1 protein-coding gene is annotated in these 16,341 nt (G+C 60.3%); it reads right to left on the reverse strand.

Features of this window, described 5'->3' with window-relative positions:
* Window positions 1–16 precede the first annotated feature (16 nt).
* A complete protein-coding gene (locus tag ABIE29_RS20325) occupies window positions 17–16,177 on the reverse strand; it encodes an Ig-like domain-containing protein (RefSeq protein ID WP_429620755.1) in 16,161 nt (5,386 codons plus the stop codon).
* Window positions 16,178–16,341 lie beyond the last annotated feature (164 nt).

Raw genomic sequence — 16,341 nt, forward strand, 5'->3', positions numbered from 1 at the left:
ACTGAGGGGCCGGTTACTACACCAGATTGACGTGCAGGCCTTGCTGCACCAGAACATCTCCTAGGGTGTTGCCGCTTTCGAGGGCGGAGTTGTGGTAAACGTCGAACACTTGGCCATCGACCGTCCGTTGGCCCACCGTGCTCCAGGTGCCGCCTTCGCCCTGGGTCAGATTGACCTGGTCACCGGTGCTGCCTTTGATCAGCAGGTCATCGCTGGCAGCGTCCTTGACGTTCAGCGCTTCGTGCAGATCCAGCGTGATGCTGTTGGTGCCGCTGGTGCCCAAATCGAAGATATCGATGTGTTGCACCTTCAGGCCCAAGGCCGTCAGATCCAGGTTGAGGTTTTTGCCATCCAGCTCCAGGGTATCGATACCCGCACCGCCGTCGATCGACAGGAAATCGAGGGCGTTAACGTGGATCACATCGTTACCGCTGCTGCCATGGATGGTGTCGCCGCTGGCGGTGGTGCCATCTGCCAGATTGATGGTGACTCCACCAATGCTGAAGGTAGTGTCTTCAACCGTGGTAACGCCAGCGGTATCCACCGGCAGCGTTGGGTTCACCACCAGCGTGCTGGTGACTGGCTCGCTGGAATCCGTGGTGGTCTGGGTACTGCTGACCTCGCTGGTTGGCGTGCTGGTTTCTGCCGTGGTGTGTTGCACGGCGGCAACCTGGGCGTGCTGTACCGTAGTGACATCGGTCGTGCTGTCGGTGCTGGTGTTTTCAGAACCTGAAGTATCCAGCGACAGCGTTTCGACCGCCGCGTTAGCCGTCATCAGCAGTGGCAGTTCGATACCGGATGTCAGCCCCGCAGAGACGCTGACCCCGTTACCCGCCAGGTCGGTGACCGAAGCCGCCACTACGGTGCCCAACAGGGTGGGGATCAGGTTGAACACGTTCAGACCCTTGAGGGCGTTGGTGGTGTCGAATTTCACCGACCAATGTCCGGTGGCGTCGACGGTGCCTTGCAGGGTGTTGCCCAGCAAGGTGACGCTAACCTTCGCGCCTTGCTGCACGTTCAGGCTGGTACCGCTGATGGAGAGGCCGTTGGTCAGAATGCCCAGCGCATTACCCAAGGTGCCGAGGGCATCGATGCCCAACAGCGGCAGCGCGTGGATTTTCACCGTGGCGTTGGCGTTGGCCGAGCTGGTGTTACCGTAGCGGTCGGTAACGGTGACGCCGACCGACAATGGCCCATCAGCCAGATTGACCAGATTCAGGGTAGGAACGCTGACGCTCCATTTCCCGTCATTGCCTACGGCGGCGGTCAATACCAGCCCCCCCACGTTAACGCTGACGCTACCGCCGACGGCGTTGGTGGTGGTGCCGCCGATCAGCTGGTTCAGGTTGGCTTCGCTCAGGTTGAGGAAACCATCGCCAAACAGGCTGCCCAGGTTAACGGTCGGCAGGTTGTGGATGCCCACGCCCAGATCGGCGCTGATGCTGCCGGTTTTCCCTGCGGAGTTGGTGACCGAAACCCCCAGCTCCAGATTGCCGTCCAGCAGACTGGACAGATTGAGCGGCGTCAGGCTGAGTGACCAGCTGCCATCGGCCTTCACCTGGGTGGTGAAGGTATTGCTGCCGAGGTTAACCTGAATGGTTGAACCCGGTGCGTTGGTGGCATGACCGCTGATGATCTGATTGCCGGTCGCTTCCAGCGCATTCAGCAGGCCATCGCCGCCAAACAGCGGATCCAGCGTGATGGTTGGCAGGGCGTTGATCAGCACGTTGAGCGGGCTGACCTGGCTCACGGTGTTACCCGCCGCATCGGTGAGGCTGGCGGTGACGTTGGTCAGGCCATCCAGCAGCCCTTGCAGATCCAGAGCTGGGATCGGCAGCTGCCATTTACCGGTGGCATCGACGCTGGTGGTGTAGGTGTGGCTGCCCAAGGTCAGGGTGATGGTGGTCCCTGCCGACACGTTACCGGCGTTACCGCTCAAGATCTGCGGTGACAGCAGATCGCTGAGATCCAGCGTGCCGTTGCCAAACAGCGGGTTGAGCGTCAGCGTTGGCAGGATGGTCGCCACGTTGAGGCCCAGGCTGGCGCCGCTGGTGTTACCTGCCGGGTCGGTGACTGTGGCGCTGACGATCAGATTACCCGCCGCCAGATCCGCCAATTGCAGCGGATTGATGTTGGCGCTCCAGCTACCGTCAGCACCGACCGTGGCGTTCAGTTGCAGCGTACCGACCTTGATCACCACCTGGGAACCCGCCGCCGCATTGGTGGTGGTACCGCTGATGGTCTGGGTCAGCAGCGCTTCAGCCGCGTTGAGGAAGCCGTCGCCGCCAAACAGCGGGTTCAGCGCCAGCGTTGGCAGCTTGTTGACGATCACATCAATCGCCGTATTCAGCACGCCGGTGTTGCCGGAGCCATCCAGCACCGAAACGCCAACGTTGATATTGCCGTCCAGCAGGGTGTGCAGATCGGCAGGTTGCAGCACCAGGCTGAACTTGCCGTCGGCACCGACGGTGGTCAGGAAGTTTTTACCGCCAAGAGAAACCTGTACCTGGGCACCCGCGCTGGCGAAGTCCACGGTACCGCTGACGGTTTGTGCCACCAACGCTTCAGCTGCGTTGAGGAAGCCATCACCACCAAACAGCGGATCGAGCGTAATCACCGGCAGTTTCACATCCAGCTGTAGCCCGGCGGTAGCGCTGGTGGTGTTGCCCACCGCATCGGTCGCCGAAGCGGTAACGGTAAAGTTACCGTTACCCAACCCTTGCAGGATACCGAGGATATCCGGCGTGATGGTGGCGCTCCATTTGCCGCCGTCGCCTACGGTGGCCGTCAGCGTTTGCGAACCGGCAATATCCAGATTGATGGTGGCACCCTTCGCCAGATTGGTGACGGTGCCGCCGATAGTCTGGTTCAGCAACAGGTCTGCCACGTTAAGGATACCGTCGCCAAAGATCGGATCCAGCACGATGTGCGGCAGATTGTGGATGATGGCGGTGATATCGATGTTTTTGCTCACCACGTTACCGGCAGAATCGGTCACCGAGACGCCCAGCGCCAGATTGCCGTCGCTCAGGGCGGCCAGATCCAGTGGTGGGATCGACAGGCTCCAGGCTCCACCCGCACCCACGCTAGCGGTATAGGTTTTGGTGCCTAGGTTGACGCTAACGCTGCCGCCGCCGATACCAAGACCGTTAATCACCCCGCTGACAGTCTGTGACACACCGGCTTCTACTGCATTCAGCAGGCCATCGCCGAAGGCAACGACCGGCCCGATCACCGGCAGGTTTTGGGTCAGCACGTCGATATCGATCAGATCGTTGACCACGTTGCCGTGGGAGTCGACGATCTGCACGTTGACCTGTGCCAGACCATCACCCAACAGGTTGAGCTGGCTAGGCAGCAGTGACACGCTCCACTGGCCGTTACCGCCAACCACCGCATCCAGCGTAATACCAGCGATGGTGACGTGAACAACCGCACCGTTGTAATCGCCGGTGGCGTTACCGCTGATCACCTGAGTCAGCAGCGATTCGGCCAGGTTCAGCACGCCATCGCCGCCAAACAGGGCGTTAACCCCCGCACCGAGCGTTTTGTTCAACGCCACGTTCAGCGTCACGTCGGTATGGCTGCTGTTGCCTGCGGTGTCGGTCAGGGTGACGCCGATGATCTGCGGCCCATCGGTCAGGCTTTGCAGATCGAGCGACGGCAGCGGAATGCTCCATTTACCATCTGGGCCAACCACCACGCTGGCGGTCAATGGCCCCAGCGTAACGGTGACGGTTTCACCAATACCGCCGGTCCCGGTCAATACCTGGCCGAGCAGGGCTTCTGCCAACGTCAGGATATTGTCCCCGGCCAGCAGATCAACCGACAGCAGCGGTGCCGTGGTATCGGTAGTAATGATGTGCGTTGCAGGCGTGGTGTTGCCTGCCGCGTCGGACAGGGTGGCATTAATGGTGCTACTGCCCTGCGGCAGGTTAACCAGATCCGCCGGTGGCACGTTGACCGACCAGGTGCCGGCCCCACTGACCTGTGCACTGTAGGTTTTGCCGTTCAGCGTGACGGTGACAATGCGACCCGCTTCCGAGACCGAGGCGGTACCGGAGATCGCCTGGGCGACGGTGCTTTCACTGGCGTTCAATACATCGTTACCCGCGAAGGTATTGATGGTGAGCGTCGGCGGAATGCGGTCGACCAGCACGGTTTCATTGGCAGTAAATACCGTCGGCAGCGGTGTCAGCAACGTAGTGCTGGCCGAAACCACGATATTGCCGTCAATCGGGAAGGTCACCACGGTGCTGAAGGTGCCATCCGCCAGGGTAGTGACCGGAATACCCAGCGGTAAGCCGCCTACGGTAATGGTCACAACCTGACCAAGGCCAATCCCACCAACCACCTTACCGGTCAGGTTGATGATCAAGCCCACTTCACTGGCGTTGACGATGTTATCGCCGGTCACCGGATCGAGGGTGATGATCTGGCTTGGAGGCGTCAGGTTCACGGTGAAGTTGTGGTTGTCGACGGCGACGTTCCCGGCCTGATCGCTGACCTGAGCCGTGATGTTTGGCGTCCCGCTCAGGGCTTTCAGATCGGCTGGTGGCACCGATACGCTCCAGCTGCCATTGGCCAACACCACCCCGGTATAGGTTTTGCTGTTGAGCGTAACGGTCACTTGTTGCCCAACCGCGACGTTGGTGGTGCTACCGGTAATCAGCTGTACCGTTTGGCTCTCGGCATAGTTGATGGTGTTATCCGCCGTGAAGTTACTGATGGTGACGGACGGCAGCGTGTTGACCGAAATATGGACCGAAGAACCGGCCGTGCCCTGGTTGCCCGCAGCATCCGTGGCGGTCACGGTGATGGTGTTATCGCCCTCGGCCAGCGCTTTTAACTGCGGTGTAGTCAGCGCCAGACTCCAGTTGCCGCCGCTGACCTGGGCGGTAAAGGTTTGGCTACCGATTGTCACGGTCACTGCGGTGGCATCACCGGCGCTACCGGTCAGAGTTTGCCCCAGGTCGGCCTCGGCCAGGTTGAGGAACCCATCACCGAACGGCGTGTTGATGGTTGGCAGCGGCGCGCTGAGATCGCTGGTGAAGTTCAGCGAACTGCTATTGGTGTTGCCAGCGGCGTCGGTCGCCGTGACGGTCAGCACGTGCGGCCCGTCCAGCAAGCTGCTCAGGGTGGCCGCAGGCAGCGGTAACGTCCAGTTGCCGTTGATATCAACCTGCGCGTTGTAGCTCACGCCATTGACATCGATCACCACTTTGACCGCCTGGCCTGCGCCATTTACCCCGGTGGTGCCGGTGATCGTCAGCGCACCGGCGGCTTCGCTGATGCTCAGCACACCGTCAACACCAAATGGCGGAACGATGGTAGGAGTCGGCAGCGTCAGCAGGGCGTTAACGTCCAGCGGTGCGGTGGTGGCCGTATTGCCGCCACGATCCTCCACGCTGACCTCAATGGTGTGCTGACCGTTGGTGAACACGGCAAGCTGTGCGGCGGTGAGTTGCAGAGACCAGCCACCCAAACCATCGGCCTGAGCGGTGAAGGTTTGCTGATTCGGCAGACCTTCGTCCACCGTCACCGTGACGATCTGGCCGCTGCCGACCAGACCGGTTTTGCCGGTCAGGGTTTGCGTCAACGCGGCTTCGGCGATACTCAGCAGGCCATCGCCAAACGGCAGATCCAGGGTTGGCAACGGTAGCTTGTTGACCAGGATCTCCAGCGAGCCATTGGTGCTGTTGCTGTTACCCACCGCGTCGGTGACCGTCACCGTGACCGGCCAGTTACCGTCCGGCAGGCCGAGCAGGGTCGCGCTGTCGAGCGGCAGCGTCCAACTGCCGTCGGCATTTACCGTGGCCGCCAGGTTCAGGCCGTTCACGTTGACCATCACTTTCTGGCCAACATCGCTGGCAAGCCCGGTGGTACCGGTGAGAGCTCCGCCCAACAAGGCTTCGGCATGGTTGACAATGCCATCGATAAACGGTGTGTCGAACCCGGCTACCGGCAGCCCGGTGAGAATGCTGTCGAAGTCCAGTGTCGCACCGTGGCTGTTGCCGCCTTTATCGGTGGCGACCACGCTGATGGTGTGTGGGCCATCCAGCAGCCCCAGCAGATCGGTAGTCGGTAAGGTGACGCTCCATTGGCCGTTGTTGGCGACCGTGGCGTTGTAGTCTTTACCGTTGAGGCTGACCACCACCGTTTGACCGTTGCCGATAATGCCGGTGGTGCCGGTCAGCAGCTGATTGACCCCGGCCTCCACCAGATTCAGAGCACCATCGCCAAACGGCAGGTTAATGGTTGGATTCGGCAGGATATGCGACAGGATCTCCAGTGAACCGCCAGCGCTGGCTGGGTTACCTGCCGCATCCACGGCGGAGACCACCACCTGCACGGTGCCATCGGCCAACAAGGCCAGGGCATTGGCTGGGATCAGCGCGCTCCAGGTGCCATCGTTGTTCACGATACCGTTCACCACGTAGGTACCAATCTTGACCAATACCGGGGTGTTAACCAGCAGGTTGGCTGCTGCACCGCCAATTGGCGTAGCGATCCCCAGCTCGGCAATGTTGAGAATGTTATCGCCGAACAGCGGGTTCAACGTCAGTGATGGCAGCGTATGGGTGTTGACCGCCACGGTGATGGAGTCTGACACGTTGTTACCTGCGGTGTCAGTGACGCTCACACCGATGGTCACGTTACCATCCAACAGCCCTTGCAGGATATTGCTTGGGATATTAACGCTCCAGGCACCGGTTGTCGGATCCGCCAGAGCGGTGTAAACATTGGCGCCCAGCGTGACGGTAACGGTCAGGCCCGGATCGGTATGCCCGCTCAACACTTGCCCCAGCAGCGCTTCCGCCAGGTTCAGGATACCGTCACCAGCGAAGATATCGATCTCCAGTAGTGGTGGCACGGTGTCTACGTTGACGTTGTGCGTTGCGTTTGCCGGGTTTTCGGCGATATCGGTCACCGAGGCAGTTACGGTCTGCGAGCCTTGAGGCAATGCCTGCACGTCGGCTGATGGAACCGTTGCGCTCCAACTGCCGTCTGCTTGTACCACTGCGGTGTAGGTTTTGCCGTTAAGCAGTACGCTGACCACCTGGCCAGGCTGCACGTGGCTGGATCCCCCGCTGATGATGATGGCAGCTTTCGCCTCGTTGGCATTGATGATGTCATCGCCAGCGATCACGTTGATCGACAGTTGCGGCAGATTACCCGCATCGGTGATCACGGTGAGGTTGTGGTTGGCGGTGGCCTGGTTGCCAGAGGTATCGCTAACCGTGGCGGTGATGGTGTCTTGACCGTCTGGCAAGGCACCCACATCCACAGCCGGAACCTGCAGACTCCAACTGCCGTCCGCACCGACGATGGCGGTATAGGTTTTGCCATTGAGCGTTACGGTGACCTGTTGCCCCTGTTCGACGCGTTGGCTCCCCCCGCTGATGGTCAACGGCAGGTTGGATTCCGCCAGGCTGAGGTAGTCGTCGCCGGACAGAGTGTTGATGGTCAACAGCGGCGCCTGGGCCGGATCGGTATCCAGGGTGATGCCGTGGCTGACGCTGCCGGTGTTGCCTGCGGTGTCTGTCAAGGTGGCGGTGATGGAGGAGGCACCGTTAGGCAGGTTAGCCAGATCGCCGGCAGGAATGGTGACGCTCCAGCTGCCATCCGCCAGTACCAGCCCGTTATAGGTCAAGCCGTTGATGGTGATTTTCACCACCACTGGCTGGCCGCTGTCGTTGATCGGTGCGGTACCGGTGATTTGCAGCGCTTGCTGGCTTTCGGCGATGTTGATGATGTCATCACCGCTGACGGTGTTGATGGTCAGCACCGGCACGGTCAGATCGACCGTGGCGCTGGAGTTGATGCTGGAGGTGTTGCCTGCCACGTCGCCGACGGTGACTCCAATGTTGGTTGTGCCGTCTGGCAGGGCTGCCAGATCGGCACTTGGCACGCTCACGCTCCAGTTGCCGTTGTTATCCACGATGCCGGTATAGGTCTTACCGCCCAGCACCACGCTGACGGTTTGCCCGCTGCCGCTGACGCCGGTAGTACCACTTAGCGTTTGATCGCTGGTGGACTCTGCCTTATTGAGGTAGCCATCACCGAACGGGGTGTTCAGGGTAGCAACCGGCAGGCTGTTGATCAGCACGCCCAACTGCTGCGAACCGGTGACCAGATTACCCGCTTCGTCGGTGGCGCTGACGGTGACGGTCAGTTTGCCATCGCCCAGGATCGTCAGATCGGCGGATGGCACCGTAGTCGTCCAACTACCATCGGCCTGCACTATCGCTTCGTAGAACTTACCGTTAAGCGCGATGGTGACGGTGGCCCCGGCGGCCACGTTGGTGGAACTCCCGCTGATGCTGATCCCTGCGGCGGCTTCGATGGCGTTCAGTTGGTTATCGCCGGTGATTGGGGCAATTGCCAACGCACTTAGCGTGAGATCGACCGTGACGTCATGGGTGGCGCTGGCTGGGTTGCCGGCTTTATCGGTCACTTCGGCGGTGATCGTCAGGCTACCGTTAGTCAGCAGAGCCAGATCGGCTGCCGGTACGTTGGTGCTCCAGGAACCGTCTGCCTGCACGGTGGCGGTATAGGTTTTACCATTGAGGGTGACGGAAACGATCTGCCCGGCTTCAACATTCAGGCTGCTGCCGCTCAGGGTTTGCGTTGTCTGCACCTCGGCACCGTCAATAATATTGTTGCCCGCAAAGGTGCCGATGGTCAGCACCGGTGCGTTCAACGCACTGGCATCTACCCCGATAGCATGAGTGACGCTCGTGCTGTTACCGGCGGCATCGGTCAAGGTGGCGACCAGGTTATAGCTGCCATCGGACAGTGCGGCGAGATCGGCGGTTGGCAGCGAAGTGCTCCACGAACCGTCAGGCTGAACCACTGCGGTGTAGGTTTTACCGTTCAGCGTCAACGTCACGGTACGACCGGCATCGCCGATGGAGGCGGTGCCTGAGACGGTCTGGTTGAGCAGCACTTCTGCGCTGTTAAGCACGTCATCCCCGGCAATCACGCCAACGGTGAGGGTCGGTGCAACCTTATCGACCACTACGGTGCCGTTCAGGGTATTGCTGTTGCCCGCAGGATCGGTGACCACTACGTTGAGTACTGGCGTCCCATCCGGCAACGCCTGCAGATCGCCAGCCGGAACGGTGACGCTCCAATTGCCACTACCGTCTACCGTGCCGGTGTAGGTTTTATCCCCAAGGGTCACGGTCACTGTTTGTCCCGGCGTGGTGATGCCGGTGGAGCCGGTGATGGTCTGTGGCTGACCCGCTTCCGTACCGTTGAGGATGCCATCGCCAAACGGGGTATTGAGGGTGGCGTCAGGCAGGTTATGGATAAACACGCCCAAGGTATGGCTGCTGCTGACCGGGTTACCGACCTGGTCGACAGCGGAAACGCTCAGGTTGATATTACCGTCTGCCAACAGCGCCAGATCGGCTGGTGGCACCTGCACGCTCCAGGAACCGTCCGCCAGCGTAGTGCCGGTGTAGGATTTACCGTTCAGCGTCACGGTCACGCTTGCGCCGGTGGCCAGGTTGAGGCTGCTGCCGTTGATGGTTAATGGCAGCAGGCTTTCGGCCAGGTTCAGCTTATCGTCACCGGCAATCACGTCGATGGCGATGCCGCTCAGAGCCGTGTTGACCACCACGTCATGCGTTGCCGTTGCCGGGTTGCCGGAGGTATCGCTAACGGTGACGCTAATGGTGCTGTTGCCCTGAGCCAGTTGGCCCAGATCGGCGGCGGGTACGCTGGTGCTCCAGGTACCGTCTGCCAGCACGGTAGCGGTATAGGTTTTGCCATTCAGCGTGATGGTCACCAACTGGCCTGCTTCCACGTGGGTGGTAGTGCCGCTCAGCGTCTGGCTGGTTTTCACCTCTGCGCCGTCGATAATATCGTTACCGGCAAATACATTGATGCTCAGGGTTGGCAGATCCAGCGGATTGGCGTCGATCGTCACGGTGTGGGTGACGGTGGTGGTGTTGCCCGCCGCATCGCTCAGGGTAGTGGTTAATGGATAACTGCCATCGCCTAGCGCTTGCAGATCGGCGCTTGGGATGGTGGCACTCCAGGTACCGTCGTTGGCGACTACCCCGGTATAGGACTTACCGTTGAGGGTCACCGTGACGGTACGCCCGGCGTCGTCGATGGAAGCGGTGCCGGAAACCACCTGGTCGCTGAGGCTTTCCAGGGCGTTAACTTTGTCATCCCCGGCAAACGGCTTGACCGCCAAGGTTGGTGGCACCAGATCGACCTGCGCCGTAATGCTGCCAGCCACGCTGTTACCCGCAGAGTCCGTTGCGGCGACGCTGATGGTATTGCTGCCCGCAGGCAGATTTTGCAGATCGGCCGATGGGATAGAAACGCTCCAGTTACCGCTGCCATCCACGGTAGCGGTATAGGTTTTCCCGCCCAGACTGACGATCACGCTTTGTCCCGCACCAGGGATGCCGGTGCTGCCGCTCAGCAGTTGTGCAGTGGCCGCCTCCGCCTGATTGAGGAAACCATCGCCAAACGGCTGATTGATCGTTGGTTCCGGCAGGGTATGGATATGTACGTCCAGCGAATGACTGTTGCTGACCGGATCGACACCCGGGTTGGAGACGCTGGCGGTTACCGTTGTCAGGCCGTCTTGCAGTGCCAGCAGATCGGCGCTGCTCACCGATACGCTCCAACTGCCGTTGGCCAGAACGACGCCGGTGTAGGTCTTGCCGTTCAAGGTTACGGTAACGGTTTGGCCAGCGTTCACATTGACCGTGGTCCCGCTGATGGTCAGCGGCTGTGAGGCTTCGGTCAGGTTCAGCTTATCGTCACCGGCAATCAGGTTAATGGCGATGCTTTCCACCGTTGTATCAACGTTGATGGTATGGCTGCCGGTGGCCGGATTGCCAGCCTGATCGCTGACGCTGGCGGTGATGGTGGCCTGGCCGTTGGCCAGCAGCGCCATATCTGCTGCCGGAACGTTTACGCTCCAGCCGCCGCCTACCTGCACGGTGGCGAAGTAGGTTTTGCCGTTCAGGGTCAGCGTCACGGTCTGGCCCACTTCGACATGGGTGGTGGTACCTGACAGGGCCTGAGTGACCAGCGCTTCGGCTCCGTTAACGATGTCGTCACCGGCAAATACGCCGATGCTGACGGTCGGCAGGTTGGCCGGGTTGGCATCGACGCTGAGGCTGTGGGTGACGCTGGTGCTGTTCCCCGCAGCATCGGTGAGGGTAGCGACCAGATTGTGGCTGCCATCGCTGAGCGCTTGCAGATCGGCGGCAGGCAGGCTGGTGCTCCACGAGCCATCCGGCTGTACTACGGCGGTATAGGTTTTGCCGTTCAGGGTCAGGGTGACGGTGCGGCCCGCATCCGCCACCGAGGCGGTGCCGGACACGCTCTGCGCCACCAGGACTTCGGCGGCGTTCAGCACGTCATCCCCGGCAACCAGGCCCACTGTGAGGGTAGGCGCAGTTGCATCAACGGTGACGGTGGTGTTCAGCGTATTGCTGTTACCGGCGGCATCGGAGACCACCACTGACAAGGTTGGTGTGCCGTCTGGCAACGCTTGCAGATCGGCGCTTGGCAGCGTGACGCTCCAGTTACCGCTGCCGTCTACGGTACCGGTATAGGTTTTACCGCCCAGAGTGACAGTGACGGTCTGGCCCGGTGTGGTGATGCCGGTAGAACCCGTGATGGTCTGCGGTTGACCCGCTTCCGTGCCGTTGAGAATGCCATCGCCAAACGGCGTGTTCAGGGTGGCAGTTGGCAGACTATGGATAAACACGCCCAGATCGTGGCTGCCGCTGACCGGATTACCGGTCTGATCGACGGCGGTGACGGTCACGGTAGCGGTGCCATCGGCCAGCAACGCCAGATCGGCCGCAGGCACGGAGACGCTCCAAGAGCCATCCGCCAGCGTGGTGCCGGTGTAGGTTTTACCGTTCAAGGTGACGGTAACCGTGGCTCCGACGGCCAGGTTGGTGCTGCTACCGTTGATTGCCAGCGGTAGCAGGCTTTCGGCCAGGTTGAGTTTATCGTCACCGGCGATCACGTCAATCGACAGCCCGCTCAGGCTGGTGTCGACGGTCACGTCATGGCTGGCGCTGGCCGGGTTACCGGCGCTGTCGCTGACGGTGGCGGTAATGGTGGTCTGGCCGTTGGCCAACAGTGCCAGATCGGCGGCCGGTACGCTGGTGCTCCAGGATCCGTCTGCCAGCACGGTAGCGGTGTAGGTTTTACCGTTCAGGGTGATAGTGACGGTCTGGCCGGCTTCCACGTGCGTAGTGGTGCCGGACAGGGTTTGGGCGGTTTTCACCTCCGCGCCGTCGATAATGTCGTTACCGGCAAACACGCCGATGCTGACGGTTGGCAGGTTGGCCGGGTTGGCGTCGACGCTGATGCTGTGGGTGACGCTGGTGCTGTTACCCGCAGTATCGGTGAGGGTAGCGACGAGGTTATGGCTGCCATCGCTGAGCGCTTGCAGATCGGCGGCAGGCAGTGAAGCGCTCCAGGAACCATCCGGTTGCACTACGGCGGTATAGGTTTTGCCGTTCAGGGTCAGGGTAACGGTGCGGCCTGCATCCGCCACCGAGGCGGTGCCGGACACGCTCTGCGCTGCCTGCACTTCGGCGGCGTTCAGCACATCATCCCCGGCCACTACGTTAACGGTGAGTGTTGGTGCGGTCACATCGACGGTGACGGTGGTGTTGAGCGTATTGCTGTTACCGGCGGCATCGGAGACCACCACTGACAAGGTTGGTGTGCCGTCTGGCAACGCTTGCAGATCGGCGCTTGGCAGCGTGACGCTCCAGTTACCGCTGCCGTCTACGGTACCGGTATAGGTTTTACCGCCCAGAGTGACAGTGACGGTCTGGCCCGGTGTGGTGATGCCGGTAGAACCCGTGATGGTCTGCGGTTGACCCGCTTCCGTGCCGTTGAGAATGCCATCGCCAAACGGCGTGTTCAGGGTGGCAGTTGGCAGACTATGGATAAACACGCCCAGATCGTGGCTGCCGCTGACCGGATTACCGGTCTGATCGACGGCGGTGACGGTCACGGTAGCGGTGCCATCGGCCAGCAAGGCCAGATCGGCCGCAGGCACGGAGACGCTCCAGGAGCCATCCGCCAGCGTGGTGCCGGTGTAGGTTTTACCGTTCAAGGTAACGGTCACTGTCGCGCCCGTAGCCAGGTTGGTGCTGCTACCGTTGATTGCCAGCGGTAGCAGGCTTTCGGCCAGGTTGAGTTTATCGTCACCGGCGATCACGTCAATCGACAGCCCGCTCAGGCTGGTGTCGACGGTCACGTCATGGCTGGCGCTGGCCGGGTTACCGGCGCTGTCGCTGACGGTGGCGGTAATGGTGGTCTGGCCGTTGGCCAACAGTGCCAGATCGGCGGCCGGTACGCTGGTGCTCCAGGAGCCGTCTGCCAGCACGGTAGCGGTGTAGGTTTTACCGTTCAGGGTGATAGTGACGGTCTGGCCGGCTTCCACGTGCGTAGTGGTGCCGGACAGGGTTTGGGCGGTTTTCACCTCCGCGCCGTCGATAATGTCGTTACCGGCAAACACGCCGATGCTGACGGTTGGCAGGTTGGCCGGGTTGGCGTCGACGCTGATGCTGTGGGTGACGCTGGTGCTGTTACCCGCAGTATCGGTGAGGGTAGCGACCAGGTTATGGCTGCCATCGCTGAGCGCTTGCAGATCGGCGGCAGGCAGTGAAGCGCTCCAGGAACCATCCGGTTGCACTACGGCGGTATAGGTTTTGCCGTTCAGGGTCAGGGTGATGGTGCGGCCAGCATCGGCAACGGACGCGGTGCCAGACACGGTCTGCGCTGCCTGCACTTCGGCGGCGTTCAGCACATCATCCCCGGCCACTACGTTAACGGTGAGTGTTGGTGCGGTCGCATCAACGGTGACGGTGGTGTTGAGCGTATTGCTGTTACCGGCAGCATCGGTGACCGTGACGGTCAAGGCCGGTGTGCCGTCCGGCAGCGCTTGTAGGTCGGCACTGGGCAGCGTGACGCTCCAGTTACCGCTGCCGTCTACGGTGCCGGTATAGGTTTTACCGCCCAGGGTGACTGTAACGGTCTGGCCCGGCGTGGTGATGCCGGTAGAACCCGTGATGGTCTGCGGTTGACCCGCTTCTGCGCCGTTCAGGATGCCATCACCAAACGGCGTGTCCAGAGTCACCGAAGGCAAGTTATGAGTGTAAACGTCCAGATTATGCGTGGTGGTCACGGTCGAACCATCGATACCTGCCACGCTGGCAGAAATGGTGTTTTGGCCTTCGGCCAGCAGTTGCAGATCGGCGCTAGGCACCTGTAATGTCCAACTGCCGTCAGCCAATACCAGCGCGGTATAGGTTTTGCCATTGAGCGTGACGGTAACTGTAGCTCCTGTGGCGACGTTGGCCGTAGTGCCGCTGATGGCAAGAGGAAGCCCGGCTTCGACGGCGTTGAGCTTATCGTCGGAAGAAACAATGCCGATATTGATGGCCGAGAGCTGGTCGTCCACGGTGATAAGCTGTGGCGCGGTGGTTGTCGTGTTGCCGGCCTGATCGCTAATCGTGGCGATCATCTCATAGCTGCCGTTGGTCAGGGCGGCCATATCTGCGGCAGGCACGCTGATGCTCCATTTGCCATCTGCGCCTACGATCCCGGTATAGGTTTTGCCATTGAATGACACGCTGACCACCAGCCCGGCTTCGCTGACGGAGGCGGTGCCGGTAATATTTTGCGCGGATTTTTGCTCGTCGGCGGTGACAACATCATCTCCGGTAAATTTATCCAGCGTCAGCACCGGTGGCACGGTATCTACCTGCAAATGCTCCGTCACGGTAGCGTTGTTGCCTGCTTTGTCGGTGACGGTGGCATTGAGCGTGATCGAACCATTGGCCAGCGCGGCCAGATCGGCGGCAGGCAGTGAAAGCGACCAACTGCCATCATTTTGAACGACAGCGGTATAGGTTTTGCCGTTCAGGGTGATGGTAACGGTTTGCCCGGCTTCGACGTGCTGGGTATGGCCGCTCAGCGTTTGGGCACTTTTCGTTTCGTTGGCGTTGATGAGGTTATCGCCAGTCAGGGCGTTAATCGAGATCTGCGGGGCAGGATTAACGACAATGGTATCAACCGAGATTTGATGATCGACCGTGGTTTGGTTGCCGACTTTATCGACGGAGGTCACGATTAACTCGTAGTTACCACTTTTCAGCAAAGCCAGATCCGCCGCAGGCAGTTGCAGGCTCCACTTGCCATTGCTATCCACCGTTGTGGTGTAGGTTTTACCGTTCAGGGTAATGGTAACGGTCAGGCCGGCCTCGCCAGTACCGCTCAGCACCTGTGCCGCTTTTAACTCGGTACCAGTCAGATGGTCATCGCCGCTCAGTTTGTTGACGGTTAAGGCTGGCGGGGTGGTATCGACCAGCACGGAGATCGTTTTTTCGATGCTGATCCCATCCTGGTTGGTCACTTTAACCGTCAACTGGTAAATGCCGTCTTTCAGGCCAGAAAGCGAAGCTGAACTGAAATCAAAACTCCACTTGCCATCGGCTCCTACGGTAGAGGTGTAACTTTTGCCGTTGAGCGTCAGCGTGATGGTCACACCCGCGGCAACGCCGGTGGTCAGGCCGCTCAGTAATTGGGCAACTTTAACTTCACCGGCGTTCAGAACGTTGTCCTGGCCCAGTTTTCCGACGGTCAGGGTTGGTTGTTCTGGCGGTAAGGACGGTTCGTCATTGTGGTGGTCGTTCTTCCCCGTCCCGGTAGCGATGGCGACGCCAGCGCCCAGCGCCAGGCCAGCAAGAATAGCGGCGATAGCGCCATTGGATAAATCATGGTCGCCAATCAGCAGAGGTGAAATATCAGACAGTGATTCAAACTGCGGTGTGATCAGCATCGGCTGGGCGGTAGCGGCGGTTTCCGGGAATATTGCGTGCAGGATAGCGCCATTGCCATCATCAAATACCAGTTCGCTGTGTTTGCCGTCGGCGTCCACTTCAAAGAAGCTCTGATAACGTACCGTAGTGCCATCTTTCATGTGAACTATCAGATCGTTACCTTGACGTTCATAGCTGCTCACCAAAGCCTGAGTGCCATGGATCCGCACGATGCTGCTTTGTGTGAGGCTGACGGAATGGGAACCGGTTGCGACGTCAGCGATTCTTGCGCCGCCGTGACGAGCAATAATATCAACAGCCCCAAGGGTGAAATTGGATTGTGCCATGTGGTTAGCCTCTGAACGTCAAAGTGAATTTGCATAGCGCAACAAAACCACTGGTGTGGTTTTTGTAGGCGCGCTGGAATGCCCGAGGGGATGCCCTCGAGCTAAAATTAACCTGGTGTTTCGATGACTAATTAATACAAAGTTAACTAAAAGCTCATCCCTGA

The organism is Serratia sp. 2723, from assembly GCF_050434425.1.
Lineage (GTDB): Bacteria > Pseudomonadota > Gammaproteobacteria > Enterobacterales > Enterobacteriaceae > Chania.

Excerpts from the sequence above, each read along its gene's own strand:
- ABIE29_RS20325 (WP_429620755.1), bottom strand. The coding sequence starts at position 16,177 with ATGGCACAATCCAATTTCACCCTTGGGGCTGTTGATATTATTGCTCGT.